This window comes from Frigoribacterium sp. VKM Ac-2836, from assembly GCF_013248995.1.
Taxonomy (GTDB): Bacteria; Actinomycetota; Actinomycetes; order Actinomycetales; family Microbacteriaceae; genus Frigoribacterium.
Genome location: NZ_JABRPK010000001.1, coordinates 809,690 through 834,772, shown reverse-complemented (window position 1 = coordinate 834,772; position 25,083 = coordinate 809,690). Strand labels below are relative to the sequence as shown.

25 protein-coding genes are annotated in these 25,083 nt (G+C 70.5%); 12 read left to right on the top strand and 13 right to left on the bottom strand.

Annotation, left to right across the window (positions count from 1 at the left end):
• Nucleotides 1-32 precede the first annotated feature (32 nt).
• The gene (locus tag HRF36_RS03905; protein WP_173206439.1) at nucleotides 33-1,397 is read right to left on the bottom strand and encodes a glucose-6-phosphate dehydrogenase; all 1,365 of its coding nucleotides are present in this window, start codon (nucleotides 1,395-1,397) and stop codon (nucleotides 33-35) included.
• Nucleotides 1,398-1,597: 200 nt separating this feature from the next.
• Entirely contained in the window at nucleotides 1,598-2,890 is a 1,293-nt protein-coding gene (locus tag HRF36_RS03900) for an aromatic acid exporter family protein (RefSeq protein ID WP_173206436.1), read from the bottom strand.
• 131 nt (nucleotides 2,891-3,021) lie between these two features.
• On the opposite strand from HRF36_RS03900, the gene HRF36_RS03895 reads away from it, so the two are divergent.
• The 6 genes from HRF36_RS03895 (at nucleotide 3,022) to HRF36_RS03870 (ending at nucleotide 11,554) form a co-directional block, all read left to right on the top strand.
• On the top strand, nucleotides 3,022-6,465 hold the full coding sequence (locus HRF36_RS03895; RefSeq protein WP_173206433.1) for a DNA polymerase III subunit alpha: 3,444 nt from the start codon (nucleotides 3,022-3,024) through the stop codon (nucleotides 6,463-6,465).
• Between the two features lie 93 nt (nucleotides 6,466-6,558).
• Nucleotides 6,559-7,581, top strand: a complete 1,023-nt coding sequence (locus HRF36_RS03890; protein WP_173206430.1) for a glutathione S-transferase family protein — start codon at nucleotides 6,559-6,561, stop codon at nucleotides 7,579-7,581.
• Between the two features lie 19 nt (nucleotides 7,582-7,600).
• Nucleotides 7,601-7,936, top strand: a complete 336-nt coding sequence (locus tag HRF36_RS03885) for a TraR/DksA family transcriptional regulator (RefSeq protein WP_371739997.1) — start codon at nucleotides 7,601-7,603, stop codon at nucleotides 7,934-7,936.
• Nucleotides 7,937-8,099: 163 nt separating this feature from the next.
• Nucleotides 8,100-9,350, top strand: coding sequence for a GAF domain-containing protein (locus tag HRF36_RS03880; protein WP_173206427.1), 1,251 nt, complete (start codon nucleotides 8,100-8,102; stop codon nucleotides 9,348-9,350).
• 159 nt (nucleotides 9,351-9,509) lie between these two features.
• Complete coding sequence (locus tag HRF36_RS03875; RefSeq protein ID WP_173206424.1) at nucleotides 9,510-11,051, top strand: aldehyde dehydrogenase family protein; 1,542 nt, start codon at nucleotides 9,510-9,512, stop codon at nucleotides 11,049-11,051.
• Nucleotides 11,051-11,554, top strand: coding sequence for a DUF779 domain-containing protein (locus tag HRF36_RS03870; RefSeq protein WP_173206421.1), 504 nt, complete (start codon nucleotides 11,051-11,053; stop codon nucleotides 11,552-11,554). Before HRF36_RS03875 ends, HRF36_RS03870 begins: the two co-directional genes overlap by 1 nt.
• Before the next feature lie 30 nt (nucleotides 11,555-11,584).
• On the opposite strand, the gene HRF36_RS03865 is transcribed toward HRF36_RS03870, so the two are convergent.
• Nucleotides 11,585-12,223 carry a hypothetical protein gene (locus tag HRF36_RS03865; RefSeq protein WP_173206418.1) on the bottom strand — a complete coding sequence of 213 codons (639 nt, stop codon included), beginning with the start codon at nucleotides 12,221-12,223 and terminating at the stop codon, nucleotides 11,585-11,587.
• A gap of 87 nt (nucleotides 12,224-12,310) precedes the next feature.
• Between HRF36_RS03865 and rplU the strand changes: the two genes are divergently transcribed.
• The 4 genes from rplU to HRF36_RS03845 all read left to right on the top strand — a co-directional run bounded on the left by rplU (nucleotide 12,311) and on the right by HRF36_RS03845 (nucleotide 15,419).
• Nucleotides 12,311-12,622 carry a 50S ribosomal protein L21 gene (gene rplU / locus HRF36_RS03860; RefSeq protein ID WP_123518083.1) on the top strand — a complete coding sequence of 104 codons (312 nt, stop codon included), beginning with the start codon at nucleotides 12,311-12,313 and terminating at the stop codon, nucleotides 12,620-12,622.
• A 29-nt stretch (nucleotides 12,623-12,651) separates the two neighbouring features.
• Nucleotides 12,652-12,918 carry a 50S ribosomal protein L27 gene (gene rpmA, locus HRF36_RS03855; RefSeq protein ID WP_043596143.1) on the top strand — a complete coding sequence of 89 codons (267 nt, stop codon included), beginning with the start codon at nucleotides 12,652-12,654 and terminating at the stop codon, nucleotides 12,916-12,918.
• 124 nt (nucleotides 12,919-13,042) lie between these two features.
• Entirely contained in the window at nucleotides 13,043-14,218 is a 1,176-nt protein-coding gene (locus HRF36_RS03850) for an alcohol dehydrogenase catalytic domain-containing protein (protein WP_173206415.1), read from the top strand.
• Between the two features lie 232 nt (nucleotides 14,219-14,450).
• Entirely contained in the window at nucleotides 14,451-15,419 is a 969-nt protein-coding gene (locus HRF36_RS03845; protein WP_173206414.1) for a phosphodiesterase, read from the top strand.
• Nucleotides 15,420-15,485: 66 nt separating this feature from the next.
• On the opposite strand, the gene HRF36_RS03840 is transcribed toward HRF36_RS03845, so the two are convergent.
• Nucleotides 15,486-16,319 carry an oxygenase MpaB family protein gene (locus HRF36_RS03840; protein ID WP_173206413.1) on the bottom strand — a complete coding sequence of 278 codons (834 nt, stop codon included), beginning with the start codon at nucleotides 16,317-16,319 and terminating at the stop codon, nucleotides 15,486-15,488.
• A gap of 38 nt (nucleotides 16,320-16,357) precedes the next feature.
• Between HRF36_RS03840 and HRF36_RS03835 the strand changes: the two genes are divergently transcribed.
• Complete coding sequence (locus tag HRF36_RS03835; protein WP_173206412.1) at nucleotides 16,358-16,834, top strand: NUDIX domain-containing protein; 477 nt, start codon at nucleotides 16,358-16,360, stop codon at nucleotides 16,832-16,834.
• A gap of 42 nt (nucleotides 16,835-16,876) precedes the next feature.
• Here the strand turns inward: HRF36_RS03835 and HRF36_RS03830 are convergent, their stop codons facing one another.
• The 5 genes from HRF36_RS03830 to HRF36_RS03810 form a co-directional block, all read right to left on the bottom strand.
• Nucleotides 16,877-18,532, bottom strand: a complete 1,656-nt coding sequence (locus tag HRF36_RS03830) for a stealth family protein (protein ID WP_254281097.1) — start codon at nucleotides 18,530-18,532, stop codon at nucleotides 16,877-16,879.
• A gap of 127 nt (nucleotides 18,533-18,659) precedes the next feature.
• Nucleotides 18,660-19,031, bottom strand: coding sequence for a DUF6804 family protein (locus tag HRF36_RS03825; protein WP_173206408.1), 372 nt, complete (start codon nucleotides 19,029-19,031; stop codon nucleotides 18,660-18,662).
• Between the two features lie 3 nt (nucleotides 19,032-19,034).
• Entirely contained in the window at nucleotides 19,035-19,619 is a 585-nt protein-coding gene (locus tag HRF36_RS03820; RefSeq protein ID WP_173206407.1) for a GDSL-type esterase/lipase family protein, read from the bottom strand.
• A 94-nt stretch (nucleotides 19,620-19,713) separates the two neighbouring features.
• Entirely contained in the window at nucleotides 19,714-19,920 is a 207-nt protein-coding gene (locus tag HRF36_RS03815; RefSeq protein WP_173206405.1) for a hypothetical protein, read from the bottom strand.
• The gene (locus tag HRF36_RS03810; RefSeq protein ID WP_173206403.1) at nucleotides 19,917-21,536 is read right to left on the bottom strand and encodes an SDR family oxidoreductase; all 1,620 of its coding nucleotides are present in this window, start codon (nucleotides 21,534-21,536) and stop codon (nucleotides 19,917-19,919) included. Before HRF36_RS03810 ends, HRF36_RS03815 begins: the two co-directional genes overlap by 4 nt.
• A gap of 26 nt (nucleotides 21,537-21,562) precedes the next feature.
• On the opposite strand from HRF36_RS03810, the gene deoC reads away from it, so the two are divergent.
• Nucleotides 21,563-22,291 carry a deoxyribose-phosphate aldolase gene (deoC, locus tag HRF36_RS03805; protein ID WP_173206400.1) on the top strand — a complete coding sequence of 243 codons (729 nt, stop codon included), beginning with the start codon at nucleotides 21,563-21,565 and terminating at the stop codon, nucleotides 22,289-22,291.
• 46 nt (nucleotides 22,292-22,337) lie between these two features.
• Here the strand turns inward: deoC and HRF36_RS03800 are convergent, their stop codons facing one another.
• The 4 genes from HRF36_RS03800 to truB are packed head-to-tail and all read right to left on the bottom strand — an operon-like array spanning nucleotide 22,338 to nucleotide 25,072.
• Nucleotides 22,338-23,279: a bifunctional riboflavin kinase/FAD synthetase gene (locus HRF36_RS03800; RefSeq protein ID WP_173206397.1), complete on the bottom strand. Its 942-nt coding sequence runs from the start codon at nucleotides 23,277-23,279 to the stop codon at nucleotides 22,338-22,340.
• A gap of 5 nt (nucleotides 23,280-23,284) precedes the next feature.
• Complete coding sequence (locus HRF36_RS03795; RefSeq protein ID WP_254280995.1) at nucleotides 23,285-23,761, bottom strand: hypothetical protein; 477 nt, start codon at nucleotides 23,759-23,761, stop codon at nucleotides 23,285-23,287.
• Between the two features lie 46 nt (nucleotides 23,762-23,807).
• Nucleotides 23,808-24,176: a hypothetical protein gene (locus HRF36_RS03790; RefSeq protein ID WP_173206394.1), complete on the bottom strand. Its 369-nt coding sequence runs from the start codon at nucleotides 24,174-24,176 to the stop codon at nucleotides 23,808-23,810.
• Complete coding sequence (truB, locus tag HRF36_RS03785) at nucleotides 24,173-25,072, bottom strand: tRNA pseudouridine(55) synthase TruB (RefSeq protein ID WP_173206391.1); 900 nt, start codon at nucleotides 25,070-25,072, stop codon at nucleotides 24,173-24,175. The genes HRF36_RS03790 and truB overlap by 4 nt, the downstream gene beginning before the upstream one ends.
• Nucleotides 25,073-25,083: the final 11 nt, after the last annotated feature.

The following is a 25,083-nucleotide window of genomic DNA, read 5'->3' as shown; positions in this document are numbered from 1 at the left end:
GAGCGGGGCGGCCGTGGCGGGCGACGCGAGGATCAGGCCGGCCAGTCCTTCGGGCCGGTCGAGCCGGCGGCGTAGGTGTCGAGCGGCACCTCGTCGGCCTTCCAGGCCTCGATCACGGGAGCGACGATCGCCCAGCACCGCTCGGCCACGTCGCCGCGGATCGACAGCGTCGGGTCGTCGTGGAAGATGCCGCTGAGCACCTCACCATAGGGCGTGAGCTCGGGCTTGCCCAGGGTGACCGACATCGTCGACTTCTCGAGGTCGAAGGGGTTGCCCGAGCCGTTGGTCGTGACGCCGAGCTCCATCGTCTCGGGGCTGATCTCGATGCGCAGCGTGTCGGGCGTCGACGAACCGTTGAGGCCCTCGGGCAGCGCCGGGACCGGCTTGAAGGTGATCAGCACCTCTTTGCGGATCTTGGTCATGCCCTTGCCCGAGCGCAGGATGAACGGGACGCCGGCCCAGCGGCGGGTCTTGACCTCGAACTCGACCTCGGCGAGGGTCTCGGTCTGACGCTCGTCGTCGACGCCGTCCTCGTCGGCGTACGCGGGAACGTCCTTGCCGTCGATGGTGCCGGCCGCGTATTGCGCGCGGCGGCTCGAAGCGACCGGGTCGGCGTCCTTGACCCAGGTGGCCCGCAGGACGCGCGCGATCTCGCTGCGCAACTCGACCGAGTCGATGCTCGACGGCGCGTCCATCGCGATGACGGCGAGCACCTGCAGCAGGTGGCTCTGGATCATGTCGATCAGCGCGCCGGCCTTGTCGTAGTACTGGGCACGACCTTCGAGGCCCAGGACCTCGTCATAGAAGATCTCGACCTTCTCGATGTTCTCGCTGTTCCAGACCGGCTCGAACAGGCGGTTGGCGAAGCGGAGGCCGATCATGTTGAGGACCGTCGCACGACCGAGGAAGTGGTCGGTGCGGTGGATGCGCTCTTCGGGGACGATCTTGAGCAGCTCGGCGTTCAGCTCACGTGCGCTCTCTTCGTCCGAGCCGAACGGCTTCTCGAGGGCGAGACGCAGACCGTCGGGCAGATCGATCTCGGCGAGCGCCTGGATCACCTTGGTGCTGATCGCCGGCGGCAGGGCGAAGTACATCACCGGGGTGCCCTCGCTGGCCTCGAACAGGGCCTTGAGGTGCTCGACCGTGGTCGGGTCGCCCTGGATGTACTGGCTGGACGCCAGGGTCTTCTTGGCCAGGTCGCTGCCGGCGTCGCCGTTGAAGGCGGTCTTCACGACGTCGTCCCATTCGTCGGGGCTGCGCTCGCTGCGGCCGGTACCGATGAGTTGGACGTCGACGCCGCGGTCGCTCTTCAGCAGGCTCGCGAGGCCGGGGAGCAGCAGACGCTCGGTGAGGTCTCCGCTGGCTCCGAGGATGATGAGGGTGGTGGTGTCTGTCACGGTGCAGCTTTCATGGGAGGGCGACGATCGGGTCGTCGCTGGTCGATCGGGCGGCGGGGGTTCTCGGGGCCACGGGTGTCAACGCACAGGGGGGACGGGCATTCCCGTCGACCGCCCCGGCCGTGGAGGGCACGGGTCGCGTCTCGGCGCCGGTGCCCGGTCAACCGTACTGCTCCCGGGCGGTGCGCGCCGTATCGGGGTCAGTGAGCGGTGTCGGCGTCGCCGTCCTGGACGGTGTCGTGCGGGGCCGTGTCGCGGGGTGCGCTGTCGTCGTCGACCGGCCCCGTGCTGTCGGTGCCGCCCACGCGGCCGCCGGAACCGGCGTCGCCGGCCGTGCGCGCCTCCTCGGCGGCGTCGTCCTCCGGGCTGGGCGCCGTGGTGTCGTCCGGGTCGAGCGCGGCGATGATGCGGCCCAGCGAGACGGCGATCGAGACACCACCGCTGGTCTCGGTGGTCGGGCGGTCGCGGTGGCGGTCGACGGCGTCCCAGAGGTCGGCGACCCGCCGTCGGGCGTCGGTGAACGCGTCGACGTCCTCGGCCCCGTGCCGTCGGATCACGGTGGCGACACCGTGCACGGCATGGGCGACGTCGGGCGCCAGGTCGTCGGGCATGCCGATCTGTCGGCCGATCCGGCGACCGAGGATGCCCGAGACCTCGGCGACGTCCTGCAGGTGGAACGAGACCCGCTCGTAGATGGCGAGGTCGGCGTACTCCTGCCCCAGGTCACGGCGCCCGAGCATCCGCCGCGGGTTCAGGTGCCGGGACTCGTCGGCGTACTGCACGGCCTCGCGTACACGGCGGAGGGTGCTCGGCAGGACGCCCACGCGACGCTCCCACTCGTCGTCCTCGAGGGGCCAGGGCGTCTCGAAGACGCCGGCGATCTCGTCGGCCCGGTCGGCGAGGGAGTCCTTGACCCGGGTGAGTCGTCGCTCGGCGCGCGAGGCGTAGAGCGGCGGCACGAGCACCAGGTTGACCACGACGCCGACGACGACGCCGACCCCGATCTGCACGATGTAGCCCAGTGAATAGTCCCCGGCGTTCGCTCCGCCGAGCAACAGGACGAACAACCCGACCGTCAGGACCCAGTCACGGCCGGCACCGAGCCACCGGATGCCCGCCACGAGGACGCCCACCCCGACGAGGAGCGCGACGGCGAGGACGCCGGGCTGTCCGTCCTGCAGGGCGAACACCGTCGTGGCGAGACCGATGCCGACGATCACGCCGAACAGCACCTGGAGCCCCTGACGGAGCGAGCTCTTGATCGTCGGGTACATCGCGATCACGGCACCGAGCGGTGCGTAGTACGGGTAGTCCGCCGCGACACCGGGCACCTGCGGGGCGATCCAGTAGGCGAGGGCCGCCGCGAGCGCCGTCTTCACGGCGAGCAGGAGGCGCGGCTGGGCCAACAGGACGCGGGTCCAGTGGGTCGCGGTGCGGGCGTCGTGACGCAGGGCGGTCCGTCGATCGGACGGGGCGGGGCGTCGATCGGGCATGCCTCGATGATGACAGGCCGCGTGGTGGGCGGGCGGGTCGCGGGCGCGACGAGGTGATCGTGGCGACGTACACTGGTCGAACACCTGTTCGAACGACCCGGCCGGGGGTTCAGCAGCCCGAGGTACCGACCATGAGCTTCACCCACCTGCGCGTCGCGTCGGCGTTCAGCGCCCACCACGGCACGGCACACCCGAAGGCGCTCGTCGACGCCGCTGTCGCGGCGGGGGCCGACGCGGCGGCGATCACCGACCGCGATGGGCTGTACGGGGCGATCCGACACGTCGGGGCCTGCCGGACGGCGGGCGTCGACCCGATCGTCGGGGTCGAGCTGGGCTGCAGGGACGACCGCGACGGGGTCGTGGGCGGCGACGGCGGAGGTGCCGGTGGGGTCGACCGCATCGTGGTGCTGGCACACGGGGCTCGAGGTGGCGGCCCGGCGAAGGCGGGGTGGGCTGCCCTGTGCCGTCTGATCAGCGCCTCGCACGGGCGGGCCACGCGCCGGGCCAGCGGCAGCGCCAACAGCGTGGCGACGATCGCCCGATCGAGGGTGCGGGGCTTCGTCCAGGGTGAGACCGAGCCGGCGGCGACCGTCCTGTTGGGGCCCGACTCCGACGTCGGACGGCTCGTGCAGGCCGGGCGACACGGCGAGGCCGCGGCGTCCCTCGCCGACTGGGCGGCGACGCTGCCCGGCGGCGTGGTGGTCGAGGTGGTCTGCCATCTGACCGAACCGGGCGAGAGCCGCAGCATCCGACACGCGGCGCGCATGCTCGAGCTCGCCGACCACGTCGGGGTGCCGGCCGTGCTGACGAACGCCGTGCGCTACCTCGACCCCGACGAGGCCGTGACGGCCGACGTGCTCGACTCGGCCGGGCACCTGGCGGCGCTCGGCTCGTTCCGGCCCCAGCCGAACGCCCAGGCGTACCTCAAACGCCCCGTCGACATGCGCCGACTGGCCCGTCTGGTGAGCGACGCGTCGTCGTTGCCTCGCAGTGCCGGCGACGAGATGCTCGCCGAGACCGAGCGCCTGGCCGACCGCTGCCGGATCGACCCCGTCGCCGACCTGGGATGGGGCCGCCCGAAGGTGCCGGAGCTCAGCGCGATCGGCGTGGACGGCGACCCCGACCAGGCGTTGTTCCGGCGGGCCGAGGCCGGTGTCACCGAACGCTTCGGCGACGCCGACCGGTCCCTGCGCCAGAAGGTCGAGGACCGCATGAGGTACGAGCTCGGCATCATCACCGGGTTCGGCTTCGCGGGGTACTTCCTGACCGTGGCCGACGTCTCGGCGCTGATGCGCGACCTGAGGGTACGCAACGCGGCACGGGGGTCGGGCGCCGGCAGCCTCGTCACCTACCTGCTGCGCATCTCGAACGTCGACCCGATCGAGCACGACCTGCTGTTCGAGCGCTTCCTCGGCAACAAGCGCGAGACCCTGCCCGACATCGACATCGACGTCGAGGCGGCCCGGCGGCACGAGGTCTACCGGGCGATCTTCGACCGGTACGGCAGCAACCGGGTCACGCTCATGTCGATGCAGTCCACCTATCGCGGGCGGGGCGCGGTGCGCGACGCCGGTCTCGCGCTGGGGCTCGACGACGAGCAGATCGACCTCGTGGCGAAGAACGTCTGGCGCTCGAACGCCCGTGACCTCCGCACCGCGATGGCCGAGAAGCCCGAACTGCGCGAGATCGCCGAGCTGGCACGCAGCAACGACCAGATCGACCTCCTCGTCGACCTCAGCGAACGGCTGGACCGGCTGCCCCGACACATCTCGATGCACCCGTGCGGGGTGATCCTCGGTGACTCCGACCTGCTCAGCACGACTCCCGTCCAGCCCAGCGGCATCGGCCTGCCGATGAGCCAGTTCGACAAGTACGACATGAACGACGCCGGCCTGCTCAAGCTCGACGTCCTCGGCGTCCGGATGCAGAGCTCCCTCGCCTACGCCCTCGACGAGATCGAGCGCGTGAACGGCCCACGCGCCGCCCTGGCCGGCGCCCTGCCGGTCGACGTGCCCTACGTGAACCGCCAGGGTCGTATCGAACTCGACGAGATCCCCCACGACGACGAGCCCACCTTCGAGGCGATCCGGACCACCCACACGCTCGGCATGTTCCAGATCGAGAGTCCCGGGCAGCGCGAGCTGATCGGCAAGATGCAGCCCGACCGCTACGAAGACCTGATCGCCGACATCTCGCTGTTCCGCCCCGGCCCGATGAAGGGCAACATGATCGCGCCGTTCCTCGACACCAAGCACGGGTTCCAGCAGCCCGACTACCTGCACCCGAGTTTCGCGTCGTTCCTGGACGACAGCTACGGGGTGGTCATCTACCACGAGCATGTGCTGCGCATCCTCGAGGCGACCATGCAGGTGTCGCTCGCCGAGGCCGACGAGATCCGACGGCACATGGGCAAGGGCGACGACGACGCGCTCGAGGCGACCTTCCGCGAGCGCACCCGCGGCAACCTCGACCCCGACACGGGTCGTCGGCGCTTCGACGACGCCGCCGTCGACCGCATCTGGGCGGCGCTCAAGGGGTTCGGGTCGTTCGGTTTCTGCAAGGCCCACGGTGCGGCGTTCGCCTTGCCCACCTACCAGAGCGCCTGGCTGAAGACTCACTACCCTGCCGAGTTCCTGGCCGGCATCCTCACCCACGATCCCGGCATGTACCCGAAGCGGCTGCTCTTGACCGAGGCCCGACGCATGGGCGTGCCCGTGCTGCCGCTCGACGTCAACGCCTCGACCGACGTCTACCGGGTGGAGCGTCTCCGGCCTCCGGCGACCCCGATCGCGCCGACCAGGGTGGGCGACCTCGGGCTGAGGCTGTCGCTCGCCGACGTGCACGGCATCAGCGACGCCGAACTGGCCCGGGTCGTCGTGAACCGCCCCTACGACTCGATCACCGACTTCTGGCAGCGGGCGACGCCCTCCCGGTCGTTGTTCGAACGCCTGGCGCAGGTCGGGGCGCTCGACTCCGTCGCCGGGCCCGGCCGCACCCGCGGCGACGTCCTGGCCCGGGTGCGGACGCTCACCGGCCGGTCCTCGCGCCCGCGGGCCATCGACGTCGAGAACCAGCTCGACTTCTCGATCGACGACTCCGACACGGTGCCGACCGGAACGCCCGACGTCGGTGTCCGGCAGAGGGTCAGCGACGAGCTGGACATCCTGTCGATGGAGGTCAGCGAGCACGTGATCGAGAGCTACCGGCCCATGCTCGACGACCTGGGCGTGGTGCGCGCCGCCGACCTGCGCGACCACTGGAACGGCACGACCGTGCTCGTGGCCGGCATCCGCATCGCGACCCAGACCCCGCCGATGCGCAGCGGCAAACGCGTCGTCTTCATCAGTCTCGACGACGGCAGCGGCTGCTCCGACTCCACCTTCTTCGAAGAGGCACAGGCCCGCGCCGGCTCCCTCCTGTTCGGCACGCAGCTGATGCTGATCCAGGGGCGCACACGTCGCACCGGTGAGCGCGGCATCTCGCTCGAGGCCGAGAACGCGTGGGACCTCAAGGCGATGTGGCGGGACTGGAACGCCACCCGCGCCTCCTCGTCCTTGGCCGTCGGCAATTCCTGACCCCTGTCGCCACCCCGCCCGGCGGGGCCGCCGATCGCCCGCACGCGCCGCGGCAGCCAGGAATTGCCGACGGCCCGTGCGTAGGGTGACGTCATGAGCGATCAGCAGGTCAAGGGCAGCTACGTCGAGCCGGGCCAGGAGTACACCCGCGACACCAACTACATCGAGGACCGCATCACGCGGGACGCCGTCGACGGCTGGCCGGTCGAGGCCGGCCGGTACCGCCTCGTCGCCGCCCGCGCGTGCCCCTGGGCGAACCGGAGCGTCATCTCCCGCCGCCTGCTCGGCCTCGAGGACGCCATCTCGCTCGGCCTGCCCGGCCCCACGCACGACGCCCGGAGCTGGACCTTCGACCTCGACCCCGACGGTCGTGACCCCGTGCTCGGCATCGAACGGCTGCAAGAGGCGTTCTTCGCCCGCACACCGGACTACCCGCGCGGCATCACGGTGCCGGCGATCGTCGACGTGCCGAGCGGCAAGGTCGTCACGAACGACTTCCCGCAAATCACCCTCGACTTCGCCACCGAGTGGACGGCCTTCCACCGCGAGGGCGCCCCCGACCTCTACCCCGAGGCCCTGCGCACCGAGATCGACGACGTGAACGCCGTCGTCTTCCGTGACGTCAACAACGGCGTGTACCGGGCCGGCTTCGCGGGCTCGCAGAAGAGCTACGAGAGGGCCTACCGCACCCTGTTCGAGCGTCTCGACTGGTTGTCCGAGCGACTCGCCGGTCAGCGGTACCTCGTCGGCGACACGATCACCGAGGCCGACATCCGTCTGTTCACGACCCTCGCCCGGTTCGACGCGGTCTACCACGGGCACTTCAAGTGCAACCGGAACAAGCTCACCGAGATGCCCGTGCTCTGGGCCTACGCCCGCGACCTGTTCCAGACGCCCGGGTTCGGCGACACGATCGACTTCGACCAGATCAAGGCGCACTACTACGTCGTGCACTCCGACATCAACCCGACCGGCATCGTCCCGGTCGGGCCCGACCCGTCGGGGTGGCTCACCGAGCACGGCCGCGAGCAGCTCGGCGGCCGTCCGTTCGGCGACGGGACTCCCCCGGCTCCGCCGCGTGCGGGCGAAGAGGTGCCGCCGCTCGTGTCGGCCTGACCCCCGGCACCGTGATCGCGTGATCGACCCCTCCGACCGGCTACGCATGACGCGCGACGAGGCCCTGACGCTGGCGGGGCGGCTGCTCGTCGACATGGAGGCGGTGGCTGCGGCCCGCGAAGGAGCCAACGTCGACGACGAGCACGACCCCGAGGGCTCGACCATCGCCTACGAGCGGTCGCAGCTCGACGCCGTCCGCCGGTCGGCACTCGAGCGGGCGGCCGATGCGGAAGCCGCTCTGGCCCGCCTCGCCGACGGCACGTTCGGCCGCTGCGAGCGCTGCACGGCCCGGATCGGCGAGGCGCGGCTCGAGGCGCGACCCACCGCCCGGCTCTGCATCGACTGCGCGAGCTGACCCGTGCCTCCGCGCCTCGGCGCCTCCGATCCGCCACCCGGTCACAGCAGACCCCCATGCGGCGCCCTTCCCCGTGGACACGTGCCGCCGTACGCTGAAGAGCACCACGGCGACGACGCCGCACCACGGCTGCCTCGCCCCGATCGACGACGATGGGTGCCCGATGTCCCTCACCGCGAGCCGTCCGCCCCGCGACGCCGGGCCGGTACGCCGGGTGGTGCGCGATTCGTGGGATCGGGCCTCGCGGCATCGTCTCGACCCCGACGGTCTGCCCCGGCTCGAGCTGCCCGAGGACGACCTCGACGACTGGCGCGGCGACCACCCGCTGGCCCTCGCGCTCCCCGTCGTGCGCCGCCTGCTGGTCGACGACGTCGCCGGTTCGGGTCTGCTCGTGGCGATCGGTGACGAGCACGGCCGCCTGCTCTGGGTCGAGGGCGACCCCTCGACGCGCCGCCGCGCGGAGGACATGCTGTTCGTCGCCGGCGCCGGCTGGTCGGAGGCGCGGGTCGGCACCTCGGCGCCGGGTACCGCGCTCGTGCTCGACCGGGGTGTGCAGATCCGGGGAGACGAGCACTGGAACCACCGCGTCCAGGCCTGGAGCTGCACGGCCGTACCGGTCCACGACCCCGTCGACGGCCACCTGATCGGTGTCGTCGACATCACGGGAGACGACCGCGCGGCCGGCGCGATGACCCTTCCCCTCGTCACGGCCACCGTCGCCGCCGTGGAGGCGCACCTCGCGCTCCTGCGGTTCGCGGCGGCCGATCGGGCCCCGGCACGCCCCACACGCCACCCCCTGCAGGTCGTGTCCCCCCGCACGACCGTCGCGGCGGCCCTCACCACCCTGGGCCGGGACGAGGCGATCCTCGCGGTCGGCGAGGGCCGCATCGCCCTGGGTGCCCGTCACTCCGAGATCATGACCCTGCTCGCCCACCGCCCCGCGGGCTACACCGCGCACGAACTGGCCGACGCCGTCTACGGTGACGTCGACGCCGCATCCACCCTGCGCCCCGAGATGGTCCGGCTGCGGCATGTGATCGAGGCCCTCGACCCGACGCTCGTCCCCCTGTCGCGTCCGTACCGGCTGCCCCGTCCCGTGACGCTCGACCTCGACACCCTCGTCGGTCTCGTCGACCGTGGAGCCCACCGGGCGGCGGTGCGGGCCGGGACGGGCACGGCCCTCCCCTCGTCCTCGGCACCCGGCGTCGTCGCCCTTCGAGCCGAGGTCGACGCGACCGTCCGCGACGCGCTCCTCACCGGCGGCTCCATCGACACCCTGCTGTCGTACTCCGAGTCGGCCGCGGGGCGGGACGACGTGCGCGTCCTGCTCGAGCTGCTGCGGCGGCTGCCCGCGGGATCGCCCCGGCGGACGCACCTCGTCGCGCACCTCGAGACACTCGAGAGCCGGGACTGACGCGCCGGTCGCGACCTGCGCCTCCTGCCCTCGCCCGCCTCCATCGTGTGCGGTCCTGGCCCCGACGCGCAACCGGATGCAACCTCACCCCACGTAGCCTGCCGCCACCGGCGGGCGACCCCCGCCGCCGACCCGACACCGTCGTCGAAAGGGACCGTCATGACCGTCACCACTCCCCCGAACACCTACGCCGCACCGGGACAGCCGGACGCGAAGGTAAGCTTCAAGCCTCGCTACGACCACTTCATCGGCGGCGAGTACGTCGCTCCGTCGAGCGGACAGTACTTCGAGAACCCGAGCCCGGTCAACGGCAAGGTCTTCACCGAGGTGGCTCGGGGCAACGCGGCCGACGTCGACAAGGCCGTCGAGGCCGCCTGGCGGGCCTTCGACTCCTGGAAGAAGACCACGATCGCCCAGCGCGCGCTGCTGCTGAACAAGATCGCCGACGTGATGGAGGCCAACCTCGAGATGCTTGCCGTCGCCGAGACCTGGGACAACGGCAAGCCGATCCGCGAGGCCCTCGCCGCCGACGTCCCCCTCGCGATCGACCATTTCCGCTACTTCGCCGGTGCCATCCGCGCACAAGAGGGTTCCACGGGCGAGATCGACAACGACACCGTCGCGTACCACTTCCACGAGCCGCTCGGCGTGGTCGGTCAGATCATCCCCTGGAACTTCCCGCTGTTGATGGCCGTGTGGAAGCTCGCCCCCGCCCTCGCGGCCGGCAACTGCGTCGTGCTCAAGCCGGCCGAGCAGACGCCCGCGTCGATCCACGTGTTCATGGACCTCGTCAAGGACCTCCTGCCCGCCGGCGTGCTGAACATCGTCAACGGCTTCGGCGTCGAAGCCGGCGCTCCCCTGGCGAGCCACCCGAACATCCGCAAGATCGCGTTCACGGGCGAGACCACGACCGGCCGCCTGATCATGCAGATGGCGAGCGAGAACCTGATCCCGGTGACGCTCGAGCTCGGTGGCAAGAGCCCGAACGTCTTCTTCGCCGACGTGGCCGACGAACGCGACGACTTCTACGACAAGGCGCTCGAGGGCTTCTCGTTCTTCAACCTCAACTCGGGCGAGGTGTGCACCTGCCCGAGCCGCGCGCTCGTGCAGCAGTCGATCTACGACCAGTTCACCGCCGACGGCATCGAGCGCGTCAAGAAGGTCAAGCAGGGCAACCCGCTCTCGATGGACACGATGATCGGCGCCCAGGCCTCGAACGACCAGCTCGAGAAGATCCTCAGCTACATGGACATCGGCAAGCAGGAGGGCGCGACGCTGCTGCTCGGCGGCGACCGGGCCGACCTGGGCGGCGACCTGACCGAGGGGTACTACGTCAACCCGACGATCTTCGAGGGCCGCAACTCGATGCGCATCTTCCAGGAGGAGATCTTCGGCCCGGTCCTGTCCCTGACGAGCTTCAGCGACTACGACGACGCCATCAAGATCGCCAACGACACCCTCTACGGCCTCGGCGCCGGCGTGTGGAGCCGCAACGGCGCCCAGCTGTACCGGGCCGGCCGGGACATCCAGGCCGGACGCGTCTGGTCGAACACGTACCACCAGTACCCGGCCGGGGCGGCGTTCGGCGGCTACAAGCAGTCCGGCATCGGGCGAGAGAACCACAAGATGATGCTCGACCACTACCAGCAGACCAAGAACCTGCTCGTCAGCTACGCGGACGGTCCGATGGGGTTCTTCTGATGACGCCGGAGCAGACGGCCGCGGCGGCGACGGCCACCGACACACCGGCCCAGGAGGCGCGGGTCGTCCCGGTCGCGCCCGCCGCCTCCGGGGCGGCCCGGTCCACCCCGTCCCGGGTCGACGTGTCGCCCGAGGCCGCGGCGTTCCTCGTGGACCTGACCGCCCAGCACGGCCCGCTGATGTTCCACCAGTCGGGCGGTTGCTGCGATGGATCGTCGCCGATGTGCTACCCCGTGGGGTTCTTCCGCGTCGGTGCGGTGGACGTGCACCTCGGCGACCTGGACGTCGACGGTCTCGACCCGATCGAGGTCTACATGTCGCGCAGCCAGTTCGAGTACTGGAAGTACACGCACCTCACGATCGACGTCGTGCCCGGCCGCGGGGCCGGGTTTTCGGTCGAGAGCCCCGAGGGCAAGCGGTTCCTCATCCGGTCCCGCATGCTCGACGACGACGAGCTGCGGGCGTTCGGGCTCGACGCGGCGGTGACCCGCACGACCACGTGAGGGTCGACGACCCACCGGTCGGTGGGTCGGTCAGTCGGTCGGCGGGTGGGGCAGGGCGTAGGTGCCGTGCCCCACTCGCTCGATCACCCCTTGCCGAGCCAGCACGCTGAGCGTCGAGAGCACACTGCTGCGCCGGTAGTCCGGCAGGGCGGCGACGATCTCGGTGGTGCGCCGAGGGCCGTCCCTCAGCACGTCGGGCACACGGTCGACCAGCGAATCGCCGACGGGCGCGGCCGGGGCGGCGTCCGCAGGGTCGCCGGCCCGCGCCTCCTGGTCGTACTCGGCGCGGGCCTGGTCGAGGCCCTCGGCCGAGACGCGGGTGGTCGAGCCGTCCGTGCCGGAGGCGTGCGCGTACGGCGCCAGGGTCAGGGAGCGACCGACACGGGCGTAGACGGCGGAGGCGCTCGTGCCCTGGTGTTCGGCGATCTCGGGGTACGAGGCGCCGCCGAGCAGCAACACCGCCTCGCCCTCGAGCCCGAGCCACTGGCCGAGGCTCGCGATCTCCCAGCCGGCGGTCGTGACGGCGGAACCCCAGACCTCGATGTCGTCCGAGTGGCCGGTCGTGAGGGTGTCGAGGTCGTCGAGCAGGTCGAGCAGTCGGGCGCGGGCGTCGGCGACGATCTCGGCCGTGAACTGCGGCGGGCGGCGAAGTTTGATCGGTCGTGACATTTGTGAAAGACTATCCAAGTTGCCCTCGTGGCACCACGACGTCGTCCGGCAGTCCGGGCGTCACATCCCCCACACTTTGGAGTTCCCATGGCTTTCGCAATCGTGCGCGCCGGTGGCCGTCAGGAGAAGGTCGAGGTCGGTACGATCCTGACCGTCGACCGCCTCAAGGCCGCGACCGCCGACACCGTCTCGTTCGTCCCCGTCCTGCACGTCGACGGCGACACCATCCTGTCGGGTGACGACCTGGCGAAGGTCACGGTCGAGGGCGAGGTCCTCAACGACCTGCGCGGCCCGAAGATCGTCATCCAGAACTACAAGAACAAGACCGGTTACAAGCGTCGCATGGGCTTCCGTGCCGACCTGACCCGCGTCAAGATCACCTCGATCACCACCAAGTAGTGCTCGCGAAAATCAGGAGCTGACAACACATGGCACACAAAAAGGGCGCATCGTCCACCCGCAACGGTCGTGACTCGAACGCACAGCGCCTCGGCGTGAAGCGCTTCGGCGGCCAGGTCGTCCTCGCCGGCGAGATCATCGTCCGCCAGCGCGGCACCCACTTCCACCCCGGCGTCAACGTCGGCCGCGGCGGCGACGACACCCTCTTCGCCCTCGCCCCCGGCTCGGTCGAGTTCGGCAACAAGGGCGGCCGCAAGGTCGTCAACATCGTCGCCTCCGCGACGGCCGTCGCCTAGGCGACACCACACGCGACATCCGCCTCGGGGCGGTCGGGCCGAGGCCCGGCCGCCCCGAGGCGTCTTGCTGCCCGCTGTACCCCTCGTTCAGGAGGCGTGGTGTCGGGACGCGTAGACGGGACTCATGAAGGCACTCACGTACCAGTCCGTCACCCATGTCTCCGTCGAGGAGGTCCCCGACCCCACGATCATCGAACCCGGCGACGCGGTCATCAAGGTCACGTCGGCCGCGATCTGCGGCAGCGACCTGCACCTCTACGATGCGCTCGGCGCCTTCCTCGACAAGGGCGACGTCCTCGGTCACGAGACCATGGGAGTCGTCACCCAGGTCGGCTCCGAGGTCAGCCGCATCAAGGTCGGCGACCGCGTCGTCGTCCCCTTCGTCATCGCTTGCGGCCACTGCTTCATGTGCGACCGCGGACTCTTCTCGCAGTGCGAGACCACCCAGGTCACCGAGTACGACTCGGGCGCCACCCTCTACGGCTTCAGCAAGCTGTATGGCCAGGTGCCCGGCGGCCAGGCCGAGCAGCTGCGCATCGCCCGTGCCGACGCCAACCTCGTCACGGTCGGCGCCGACCTCCCCGACGAGCGCTACCTGTTCCTCAGCGACATCCTGCCGACCGCGTGGCAGGGCGTCGAGTACGCCCAGGTGCCCGAGGGCGGCACGCTCGTCGTGCTGGGCCTCGGCCCGGTCGGCCAGTTCGCCTCGCGCATCGGCAAGTACCGCGGCTACCGCGTGATCGGCATCGACCCGGTGCCCGAGCGTCGCGCGATGGCCGAACGCCACGGCGTCGAGGTCCTCGACCTGACGAAGGACGTCGCCGAGGTCGTCAAGGGCATGACGGACGACCGTGGCCCCGACTCCGTCGTGGACGCCGTCGGCATGGAGGCCCATGAGCACGCCGGCATCGGTCTCGTGCAGAAGTTCGCCGCCGCCCTGCCCGACACGATCGGCCAGGCCGTCATGCAGAAGGCCGGCATCGACAGCCTGGGTGCCATGCACCTCGCCTTCGAGATCGTCCGTCGCGGCGGGACCGTCTCGCTCAGCGGGGTCTACGGCGGCACGGCCGACCCCACACCCTTCCTCACCCTGTTCGACAAGCAGATCACCCTCAAGATGGGCCAGTGCAACGTCCAGAAGTGGATGGACACGCTCATGCCCCTCGTCGAGGACCCGACCGACCCGCTCGGCACCGAGGACCTCGTCACCCACCCGGTGCCGCTCGCCGAGGCCGCCGCCATGTACGACGTCTTCAAGAACAAGGAGGACGGCTGCATCAAGGTCGTCCTCAAGCCCTGACGCCCCGGACCGTCCGCCGTGTCGCCGACGCGACCCCCGCCTCCTGGGGGTCGCGTCGTCGCCTGTCTCGGGGCTAGCGTCGTCCCGCGGGAATGCGGTCCGTTCGTCGACCGTTCACCGAAACGCGCCCGCAGGTTCACCCCGCTCAGGGCAAACGGGTGGTGGACTGGTGACGAATCAACAACGAGGGTCTCGTCCCGAGCCCGCGTCGGCGACATCGAATGAGAGAACCATGGATCTCCGGACGGCCGAACACCCCAGGCCGAACCACTTCATCCTGCACCTCAGCGACACGCACCTCGTCGGCGGTGACCGCGACCTCTACGGCGCCGTGGACAGCGAGGCCCGACTGCGTCAGATCATGGACGAGATCGAGGCCTCCGGCGGCCGGCCAGAGGCCATCGTGTTCACGGGAGACCTCGCCGACAAGGGTGAGCCCGACGCGTACCGCAAGCTGCGCGCCCTCATCGAACCGGTGGCCGAGCGGCTCGGTGCCCAGGTCATCTGGGCCATGGGCAACCACGACGATCGCAGTGCGTTCCGGTCCGAGCTCTTCGGTCAGCTGCCGTCACAGCGACCGGTCGACCTCGTCTACGACGTCAACGGGCTCCGTGTCATCACCCTCGACACGACCGTGCCCGGTCACCACTTCGGTCGGCTGTCGGGCGACCAGCTCGACTGGCTGGCCGAAGAGCTGTCGACGGACGCTCCCGACGGCACGGTCATCGCGATGCACCACCCTCCCGTGCCGAGTGTCCAGGACCTGACCACGCTCGTCGAGCTGCGGGACCAGGCGGCCCTCGCCGAGGTGATCGAGGGCAGCGACGTCCGCTCGATCATCGCCGGGCACCTGCACTACTCGACCAACGCCACCTTCGCCGGCGTGCCCGTGTCGGTCGCGTCGGCCACCTGCTACACGCAGGACCTCAACGTGGCCGGTGGCGGAACCCGCGGTCGCGACGGCGCCCAGGCGTTCAATCTGGTGCACGTCTACGAGAACACGGTCGTGCACTCGGTCGTGCCGATCGGCACCTACGAGACCGTGGGCGAGTACGTGCCGGCCGACGTCGTCGCCGAGCGGTTGGCCGTCGCCGGCGTCCGCATCGCCCCGGCCGCCCCACGGCACCGGGCGACCGACACGGCGCCGGTGCCCGTGGTCCCGCACGACCTGGCGCTGACCGGGCCGATCGACACCCTCTGACGGGACCGGGCCCACCACCACCGCGTTCTGGCGCGCCGAGCCGGCTCGGTGCAGGCGGCAGGTGGGTCAGTCGCGGGCGGTGCCGCCGGCCTGGGCCGCCATCGCCGAGCGCAGCCGTCGCAGGTACCCGTCGCGGAGCACGTGACGGAGGCGCGGTGGCAGACGCGGGACGACCGCGGCCGTGAGGCCCATCACGCGGTCGTACCGTCGCTGAGCGCGACCCGACCACGGCAGCTCGAATTCGTCCCGGACCCGGGAGGGAAGCGACCCTGCGGTGACGAGTCGGGCCAGGGGCATCACGCCCCGCAACCACCACGGCCCCGTCGTCGGGTGCAACAGCTCGTGCGCCACCCGGCGGGTGACGTCGTCCACCACGAGACCCTCGACGGCGTCGTCCCAGTACCGCCGGAACGACGCCAGGTCGGCCGGCCAGAGCTCCCGCGGCATCTGGAGGGACGTGCCCACGAGGGCGTAGTCCTGGTAGACCGCCTCGGCGTGCGCCGGGTCGATCGGCCCGTGCACCCGCTCGAAGAGCTCCATGGCCGAGTCGTAGAGGGTCGCCGCGACCCACAGCTGTAGCTCCGGGTCGAACGCGTCGTACCGCACCGACGAGGACGGTCCGTCGTGCACCGGACGGTGCGCCCGCCCGACGACCCTGCGGACGTGGGCCACCTCGGAGGGGGTGCCGAAGACGATGGCGTAGAGGTAGGTCATGGTGCCGTGCAGCCGAGACAACGGACGCTCGACGAAGTCGCTGTGCTCGGCGACGCCGTGCCCCACACCGGGGTTCGCGAGTTGCAGCAGGATGGCCCTCCCGCCGCCGGCGAGGAGAACCGACTCACCCGCCATGTCGGAGATGCGCCGCACGTCCGTGCCGTGAAGGGTCCAGGGCAGTCGCATCCGGTCAGCCTACGGCTGGCCGTCGGTAGGGTGCTGACATGGCCACCCCCGACTTCGTCCTGTCCCTGCGCGAGAAGATCGGAACGGCGCCGTTGTGGCTCGCCGGAGTCACCGCCGTGGTCGTCCGTGGCGACGAGACGTTGCTGGTCCGCCGAGCCGACACCGGGGCCTGGACGCCGGTGACGGGCATCGTCGACCCGGGCGAGCATCCTGCCGACGCAGCCGTCCGCGAGACCCTCGAGGAGGCCGACCTCCACGTCGTCGCCGCTCGGCTGGCCTCGATCGGAGTGACCGACGAGGTCGTCTATGCGAACGGTGACCGCGCCCGGTACCTCGACCACACCTTCGTGATGCGCTACGTCTCGGGCGAACCCTCCCCGGCGGACGGCGAGAACACCGAGGCCCGGTGGTTCCGGCTGGACGACCTGCCCACCATGGGGGCGGACATGCTCGGTCGTCTCGACGCGGCTCTCTCTGGGGAGCAGCCGGCCCGCTTCGGCACCTCGGTGGCCTGACGGTCGGCCCCTGCCGAACGGGCGAGACGGACAGGACCGGCCTCAGTCCGACCCTTCGAGCCCCCGATGCGACGACGATCCACTCGCTTCGCCCGACTGCGCCGCCTCGGCCCCGAGCGCCCGCCTGTCTTGCTCGGCGTTCTCGAGGGCCACGCGCGTCATCTCGTCCTTCTCCCACGGGGCCGGGAACGGGTAGTACCGCTCGAGGAAGTCCGTGACCGTGGCCGTGCGTTCTTCGTCGGTGACCTCGGGGAAGCTGCCGTCGTTCAGGCAGAAGAAGTCGAACGCACGCTTCTTCAGCACCTCGGAGAGTGACGCGAGCCCCGACACCATCGTCGTGTCGATGTAGCTGACCTTGGCGTTCTCTTGCACGATGGCCCGGCCGGTCATCAACGAGTAGTAGTGGTACAGCGAGTTCGTGACCGAGATGTTCTCCTTGGCCCGGAAGGGGCTGCCGGCGGTGGCGGCGAACTCGTCCGCGAACTCGTGCTCCATCTCGAAGAGCACACTGCGGCGCAGCGGCGCGGCCGTGTGCTCGAGGTGGCGGGTGAGGACCCGACCGAAGCGCTGCTGCAGCAGACGGCGGTTGACCCGAGCGGCGTTCTCGAACCCGCTGCGGTCGATGTTGTTGTGACCGAGTCCGATGCGCGTGTCGGCCTCGATGAACTTGGTGACCGATCCCGGCGAGAAGAACATGCTCGGGGCGACCGGACGCCCGAAGAACATGTCGTCGTTCGAGTAGAGGAAGTGCTCGCTGAGCCCCTCGATGTGGTGCAGCTGCGACTCGACGGCCTGCGAGTTGTGCGTCGGCAGCACCGAGAGGTCGCTGAAGAACTCCTCGCTGCGCACGACGCGGACCCGGGGGTGCTCGCCCAACCACTCGGGCACGGGCGAGTCGGTCGCGATGTAGATGTTGCGGACCCACGGCGCGAACATGTAGACCGACCGCAAGGCGTACTTGAGCTCGTCGATCTGACGGAAGCGAGCAGCCGAGTCGTCGCCCTCACCGACGACGTGACGCTTGGCCTGGGCCGCGCGGGCCCGTTGGTACTCGATCGAGTTGCCGTCGACCCACGAGAAGACGATGTCGATGTCGAAGGTGATGTCGGTGGCGTGGTCGTCGAACATGTGCTCGAGGGTGGGCCACTCCATGCCGTACCGCTCGACCGTCTCTTCGACGGCCTCGGCACGGGGCAGTTCGGTGCGCATCAGCGCGTTCTCGGACGGGGCGAGGATCTCGTCGTCGGTGATGATCCAGAACTCGACCTGCACGGCCGTGCCCGCACCGTAGCGCAGGCGACCGATGGGCTCGACGCGCGGACGATAGACGCGGAAGACCCGCTCGGTCTCGAGCTCGAACCCGCCGTCGACGACGAGCGACGCCTGACCCTTGCGGGGCTTGGCGTAGAAGGGCTCGGTGGCCGAGGCGGCGACCATGGCGGCGACGAATCGCTCACGGTGCACGGCGTCCACGGCGATGACCGGACGGATGTCGTTGCCTCGCACGAGCAGGAAGGGCACCTGGGCGGCGTCCAGGACGCGGCGGATGTAGAGCAGGTCCTCGATCATCGACTGCTGGGGCGTGAGGTGACCGTTCAGGAGGGTGAACTGGCCCTTGCGGACCACGACGTCCTCTCGGTCGAGACCACCGGCTCGGTGACGAGGGGTCAGCAGAGGGCTCTCGGACGTGCCGACCATCTCTGACGTACCGGGGATCTCCGTGGCCATGCAGACTCAACCTTCCGTGCGGGCCTCGGGCGGGCGGGCGCACCCTCGGCATTTTACGGGGTCGGAGGCACTCCGGCGGATCCGGTGCGTGTGCCGGTCAACGGCGACGACGCGCCGGGGTGGCCCGCGAGCTCGTCGCCGCCTCGGTGGGCACCTTGACGAGAACGCCGACCGCGATCATGAGCGCGGCGGCGACGAACTGCAGACCTTGCCAGAGGTCGGCCTGGACGGGCACGACGAAGACCGGGTTCCAGAGAACGGCCACGGCGGCGAGCAACGGCAGCGCCCACCAGGTTCGACCCCGGTAGGCGAACACGAGGACGATCAGGGCGAAGATCGACACGACGTACCGGAACACGGTGAAGACGTCGGAGTCGAGCAAGGCGGTGCCGGCCAGCAGGGCGACGGCCGCGAGCAGACCGGGCGCCAGCGCCGGTCGCGTGAACGTGGGGGCGGTGGGGGTGGGCACCGCCTACTCGATGTCGTAGGCGACGTCGAGCACGCTGATCGGGCGGCTCATCGGCGGTTCGTCGCGCAGACGCTCGAGAGCGGGCTGGAGTTCGGCCAACCAGGCCTGATAACCGGCCTCGGTGAGGTGCACGTGGTCGGCCGCGAACTCGGACCGCAGGGCGTCACCCGAGTCGTCGGTCAGGGCGGGCCACAGATCGAGCCACTGAGCCCGTACGGTCGACGAGAACTGACGGAGGTGCCGGTTGGCGTCCTTGAGACGCGGCGCGAATTCGGCACCCCGGGGAGCGATCGACTGCAGCAGCAGACGGGTGCCCGGCAGTTCTCGACGCATGGCCACCATGAGGTTCTCGATGCCACGGACGACCTGCTCGACCGAGCGCCGCGCGGTGAAGTCGTTGGTCCCGATCATCAGCACCACCGAGTCGGGGTTCGCGGCCACGACGTCGTGGAGCCGTTCGGTCAGGCCGGCGACCGTATCGCCCCCGACACCCAGATTGACGACCTGCTCGTCGGGCAGCCAGGCCGCCCAGTCGCCGTTCTCGGTCAAGCTGTCGCCGACGAAGGCGACGGTCTCTCGGTGTGTCATCACGACCTCCTGGTGGTCTGCTGAAGTGCCCCCATCGTGCCATCACCCGCTGGGAAGCGGCGAACCGGCGCGCTCGACGTGGCCGACGGACCCGTCACTGTCGGAAACGGCGCGGTCGTCTCGACCACACGCGGTCGAGCGCACGCCGCACGCGCGGCAGCAGCACGACGAACGACGAGACGACGACGAGCACCCCGAAGAGCACCCCGAGCCACAACGGCACCGGCGACATCGCCTGGCCGCTCGACGGGGACAACGGCGACGGCGTCGACAACAGGACGAGGAGGTGCGGCTCGGTCACGCCACGGCCGTCTCGTCGGTGGTCGGTGCGCCGGTCGGACCGTCCCCGTGCCCGGTGCCCACTCGGGCCCCGCGGGCCCGGGAGCCCGCGTCCCGTTCGGCCGTCGCCGTGATGCGTCGGAGCATGCCCGAGAAGATGACGCCGTGGAACGGAAGGATCGCGAACCAGTAGAGACGTCCGCTTAGCCCCTGTGGGAAGAAGACCGCACGTTGACGGTAGTGCGAGCCACCTCCGGGCCGCGGCTCGACCGTGAGTTCCAGCCACGCGCCTCCCGGGACCTTCATCTCGGCCCGCAGCCGCAGCAGATGGCCGCGCTCGAGCTTCTCGACCCGCCACCAGTCGAGGGCGTCACCGACGCGCAGCGTGGTCGCGCTCCGGCGGCCGCGCCGCAGCCCCACTCCCCCGACGAGCCGGTCCATCCAGCCGCGGGCCGACCAGGCGAGGGGGAACGAGTACCAACCGTTCTCGCCGCCGATGCTCTCGAGCACCTTCCAGAGCTCGGCCGGTGGTGCACTCGTATCGGTCTGCCGGTCGTCGGTGTAGACGATGTGACCCGACCAGTCGGGGTCGCTCGGCAGCAGGTCGCTGGGAGCACCCGCGACCGAGGAGTCCTGCCAACTGGTCTCGACGTCGCCGTCCTGTTCGCGCTGCAAGGCGAGGCGCACCGCGCGACGGTAGGGCAGCAACCCCTCGACCGGCGGCGGCACGACGGCGTCGATGTCGTGCTCCCGGACGACGCAGTCGTACTGCAAGGACGCGATGATCGGCACGGCGAGGGCTCGCGGCACGGGGGTGACGAGGTTGACCCATTGGGAGGCGAGCCATGGCGTGAAGACGGGCAACGAGGCGATGGGGCGCTGTTTCAAGCCGGCCTCCAGGGCGTAACCGTTCATCATCTGCCCGTAGCGCAGCACGTCCGGCCCACCGATGTCGAAGGTGCGATTGACGTCGTCGGGTACGTCGGCCGCGCCCAGCAGGTAGTGCAGGACGTCGCGGACGGCGATCGGTTGGATGAAGTTGCGGACCCACTTCGGTGCCGGCATGTAGGGCAGCACGTCGGTCAGGTGCCGGACCATCTCGAACGAGGCACTGCCCGATCCGATGACGACACCGGCCTGGAGGGCCACCGTCGGCACTCCACTCGCCAGCAACACGTCGCCGACGTCCTTGCGTGACTGCAGGTGCTTCGACAGTTCGCCCTCGGGGTGCAGCCCGCCCAGGTAGACGATGCGGCGCACCCCTGCGTCGCGGGCGGCGTCGGCCACCGTGTGCGCCGCGTCGGCCTCGGCGCGTTCGAAGTCGCCCTTGCCGCCCATCGCGTGGGCCAGGTAATAGACGACGTCCACGCCCTCCATGGCGGGGCGCACGGTGGCAGGGTCGGTCAGGTCGCCCCGGACGACGTCCACGTCGGCCGACCAGGGGACGTCGCGCAGCTTCTCCGGTGACCGGACGAGCACCCGTACGTCGGCACCGGCGGCGACGAGCCGCGGGGTGAGGCGTCCGCCGATGTACCCGGTCGCACCGGTCACCAACACGCGGCGGGAGGCCACGGCGTGATCGGTGTCGCTCGTGACGGGGGCGCTCGACGGCACGCCGTCGGGAGTGTTCACTGACATGGGCCCAAGCTACGCTGGACCGCATCATGACTACCCAGCAGCTCCCCACCGTCTCCGCCGTCGCCGGCATGATCGACCACGCGATCCTCAAGCCCGAGCTCACCCGCGCCGAGGTCGACGCCGCCCTCGACGACGCCGCCGCGAACCACGTCTTCAGCGTCTGCGTCCGCCCGTCCGACATCACCCACGCCGTCGAGCGTCTCGCGGGCACCGGCGTGCTCGTCGGCACCGTCATCGGGTTCCCGCACGGCACGACCTCGACGGCAACCAAGGCCGCCGAGTCGCGTCAGGCGATCGCCGACGGTGCTGCCGAACTCGACATGGTCGTCAACATCGGCTGGCTGCGCAGCGGCCTGACCGACGAGGTCGAGGCCGACGTGCGAGGCGTCGTCGACGCCGCGGGCGACACGATCGTCAAGGTCATCCTCGAGACGGCCTACCTCGACGACGACCAGATCGTCGCGGGCTCGAAGGCCGCCGAGCGCGGCGGGGCGGCGTTCGTCAAGACGTCCACCGGCTTCGCGGGCGGCGGGGCGACGCTCCCCCACCTGCGTCTGATGCGCGAGGCCGTCTCCGACTCGGTCCAGGTCAAGGCCTCGGGCGGGGTCCGAGGCCTCGACACCGTGCTCGAGATGCTCGACCTCGGCGTCACGCGTTTCGGCACGAGTGCCAGCGGCACGATCCTCGCCGACCTGGCACACCGTCTCGAGACGGGTAGCGCCTCGGGCGCGGGCGACGACACGACGTCGTACTGACGAGCCGAGGAGGCGCGGCGCCCACGATGCGCGGCGTCCCGACGGCTCAGGCGGTCGGCAGCCCCAAGATCTCGCGAGTGCGGACCACGTCGGCCCCGATGTGGGCGATCAGGGCCTCGAGGCCGTCGAAGCGTACGTTGCCCCGCACCCAGTCGACGAAGTGCACGGTGACCTCGAGCCCGTAGAGATCGAGCGAGACGTCGAGCAGGTGTGCCTCGACCTGCTTCGCCGGCACCCCCTCGAAGGTCGGGTTGTCACCGACCGACACGGCCGCCGGGTAGAGCGTGTGGCCGACCAGCACACGCGCGGCGTAGACGCCGTCCGCCGGGACGAACCCCTCGCTGTCGCGTGCCAGGTTGGCCGTCGGGAAACCCAGTTCGCGTCCCCGCTGCTCGCCGTGGACGACGATGCCGCGCACCGACGGTTCGCGTCCGAGCAGCACGCCGGCCTCACGGACGTCGCCGGCGTCCATCAGTTCACGAATCCAGGTCGAGGACGCCCGGCGGCCCCCGCTCGGCCGGACGTCGTCGATCGACACGACCCGGAAGCCGCGCGAGGCGCCCAGCTCGCGCAAGGTGTCGACGGTGCCGCTGCCCCGCACACCGAACCGGAAGTCGTCGCCGACGAACACGATCCGGGCGTGCAGGGCGTCGACCAGGATGCGATCGACGAACTCGTCGGGCGTCAGAGCCCGCAACTCGGCGTCGAAGGTGAGCATGAGGGTGGCGGCGACCCCCGCGTCGTCGAGGAGTTCGCGCTTCTGCCTGTTGCTGACGAGGGCCGTCGGCACGTCGTGGGGTCGCAGGACGGCCAACGGGTGTCGGTCGAAGGTGACGACGGTGGACACCAGGTCTTCGTCGCGTGCCACGCCCTCGAGCATGTCGATCACGGCGCGATGCCCGACGTGGACGCCGTCGAACTTGCCGATGGTCACGGCACTCGGCCCGAAGTCGGCCGGCACGTCGCCGACCCGGTCGTAGAACTGCACGCGCGTTACCTCGTCGTGCCCGGGTCGCGAGGAGCCCCGTCGGCCCTCACGTCGTCGGCACCTGCGCCCCCGACGTCACGGGTGGCGCGTCCCTGTCGACGCAGCCACAGGATGCCGAGCACGGGCAACACCAACGGGACGAAGCCGTAGCCGCGACCGAAGAACGACCACACGGTGTCGTGCGGGAAGAGCTCGGGATCGAGCACGGTCACGAGACCGATGATCAGGACTCCGGCGAGCTCGAAGCTGATGGTGGCCCAGGCGACGGCGTACCAGCCCTGGCCGCGGCCGATGAGGGCCACGGTGGCGACGATGTAGACGACCGCCGACAACGCGCTCAGCGTGTACGCCAGAGGTGCCTCGGAGAACTGGGTCGTGATCTGGAAGACCGACCGACCGGTGGCGGCGAGGGCGAGGAGGGCGTACACGGCGATGAGGACCCGGCCGAGGCCGACCGCGCGCGTTGACTTCTGAGTGACCATCCCGTCAAGGATAGGACTCCGGCGGGCCCGCCGCCGACCGGGTGCCTCAGAGGCCCTGGACGGTCCAGATCTGGAACATGCGGTAGACCATCACCGCGATCGCGAAGGACGAGGTGGCCAGCACGAGGTTGCTCCACCGGGTGCGGTCCACGAGTGCCCAGACCGTGGCGAGCGGCGGCAGCAGGATCGCCGAGACGAGGTAGATGTAGAACTCGACCAGGTTGCCGGTCGGCGCGTTCCCGACGAAGGGTGCCACGATCGCGACGACGAGCTGCACGAGCAGCAGCAGCAGCACCGCGGCGCCCGTGCCGACCGTGATGTCGTCGGGCTGCCGTCTCGCGAAGCAGGCGACCACGCAGACGAGACCGGCCACGACGGCCACCACCACCTGCACCCAGGTGAACCACTCGATCATGCCTGCACCTCGTCGGTCGGGAAGTTCACGATGGGCTTCGCGGCACCGGCGCGCACCGAGACGAGACCGGCGAGCGTGCCCGCAGGCGTCACGGCGGCGACCGGCCCGGGGGTGTCCGCCAGGTCGACGGCGACGCGCTTGCCGTGGCCCAGGTCGACGGTCTCGGCCGCGGTCATCGACCACGCCGGGAAGAGCGTCCGGGCCACGTCGACGGGAGGGAGCAACGCGGGGGCGACGTCGATGCCTTCGAGTTCGGAGGCCCCGGACACGTCGAACGGCCCCACCCGCGTCCGCCGCAGCGCGGTCAGGTGTCCTCCGACGCCGAGGTCGGCCCCGAGGTCGCGAGCGAGGGCCCTGACGTACGTTCCCGACGAACAGGAGACGCGGACGTCGACGTCGCGGACGGCGACCCCGTCGACCACGGCGTCACGTCGAGCGAGCACGGTGAACTCGGAGATCGTGACGTCGCGTGCCGTCAACTCGACCTCGACACCGGCACGGGCGAGGTCGTAGGCACGACGCCCGCCCACCTTGATGGCGCTGACGGTCGTGGGCACCTGGCTGATCGGCCCGGTGAGACGGGCGACGCCGGCGTCCACGGCCGCATCGGTGACCTCGGCCGCCGAGGTCGTCCCGACGACCTCGCCGTCGCTGTCGTCGCTCGACGTCGAGACGCCGAGACGGATGGTCGCGTCGTACCCCTTGTCGAGGCCGACGAGGAAGGTCAGGAGGCGCGTCGACGAGTTCAGGCCGAGCACCAGCAGTCCCGTGGCCAGAGGATCGAGGGTGCCGGCGTGGCCGACCTTGCGCGTCCCTGCCGCCTTGCGTACCCGCGACACGACGTCGTGGCTGGTGATGCCCTGCGGCTTGTCGACGAGGAGGATGCCGCTGTTCACCCGTCGACGTT

What these genes read in the sequence shown, in the direction of transcription:
- HRF36_RS03840 (WP_173206413.1), bottom strand. Translation starts at nt 16,319, where the DNA reads ATGCGACTGCCCTGGACCCTTCACGGCACGGACGTGCGGCGCATCTCC.
- HRF36_RS03880 (WP_173206427.1), top strand. Translation starts at nt 8,100, where the DNA reads ATGTCCCTCACCGCGAGCCGTCCGCCCCGCGACGCCGGGCCGGTACGC.
- HRF36_RS03850 (WP_173206415.1), top strand. Translation starts at nt 13,043, where the DNA reads ATGAAGGCACTCACGTACCAGTCCGTCACCCATGTCTCCGTCGAGGAG.
- rplU (WP_123518083.1), top strand. Translation starts at nt 12,311, where the DNA reads ATGGCTTTCGCAATCGTGCGCGCCGGTGGCCGTCAGGAGAAGGTCGAG.
- HRF36_RS03810 (WP_173206403.1), bottom strand. Translation starts at nt 21,536, where the DNA reads ATGTCAGTGAACACTCCCGACGGCGTGCCGTCGAGCGCCCCCGTCACG.
- HRF36_RS03790 (WP_173206394.1), bottom strand. Translation starts at nt 24,176, where the DNA reads ATGATCGAGTGGTTCACCTGGGTGCAGGTGGTGGTGGCCGTCGTGGCC.
- HRF36_RS03835 (WP_173206412.1), top strand. Translation starts at nt 16,358, where the DNA reads ATGGCCACCCCCGACTTCGTCCTGTCCCTGCGCGAGAAGATCGGAACG.
- HRF36_RS03795 (WP_254280995.1), bottom strand. Translation starts at nt 23,761, where the DNA reads ATGGTCACTCAGAAGTCAACGCGCGCGGTCGGCCTCGGCCGGGTCCTC.
- HRF36_RS03865 (WP_173206418.1), bottom strand. Translation starts at nt 12,223, where the DNA reads ATGTCACGACCGATCAAACTTCGCCGCCCGCCGCAGTTCACGGCCGAG.
- HRF36_RS03875 (WP_173206424.1), top strand. Translation starts at nt 9,510, where the DNA reads ATGACCGTCACCACTCCCCCGAACACCTACGCCGCACCGGGACAGCCG.
- rpmA (WP_043596143.1), top strand. Translation starts at nt 12,652, where the DNA reads ATGGCACACAAAAAGGGCGCATCGTCCACCCGCAACGGTCGTGACTCG.
- HRF36_RS03830 (WP_254281097.1), bottom strand. Translation starts at nt 18,532, where the DNA reads ATGGTCGGCACGTCCGAGAGCCCTCTGCTGACCCCTCGTCACCGAGCC.
- HRF36_RS03845 (WP_173206414.1), top strand. Translation starts at nt 14,451, where the DNA reads ATGGATCTCCGGACGGCCGAACACCCCAGGCCGAACCACTTCATCCTG.
- HRF36_RS03895 (WP_173206433.1), top strand. Translation starts at nt 3,022, where the DNA reads ATGAGCTTCACCCACCTGCGCGTCGCGTCGGCGTTCAGCGCCCACCAC.
- HRF36_RS03820 (WP_173206407.1), bottom strand. Translation starts at nt 19,619, where the DNA reads ATGACACACCGAGAGACCGTCGCCTTCGTCGGCGACAGCTTGACCGAG.
- deoC (WP_173206400.1), top strand. Translation starts at nt 21,563, where the DNA reads ATGACTACCCAGCAGCTCCCCACCGTCTCCGCCGTCGCCGGCATGATC.
- HRF36_RS03900 (WP_173206436.1), bottom strand. Translation starts at nt 2,890, where the DNA reads ATGCCCGATCGACGCCCCGCCCCGTCCGATCGACGGACCGCCCTGCGT.
- HRF36_RS03870 (WP_173206421.1), top strand. Translation starts at nt 11,051, where the DNA reads ATGACGCCGGAGCAGACGGCCGCGGCGGCGACGGCCACCGACACACCG.
- HRF36_RS03890 (WP_173206430.1), top strand. Translation starts at nt 6,559, where the DNA reads ATGAGCGATCAGCAGGTCAAGGGCAGCTACGTCGAGCCGGGCCAGGAG.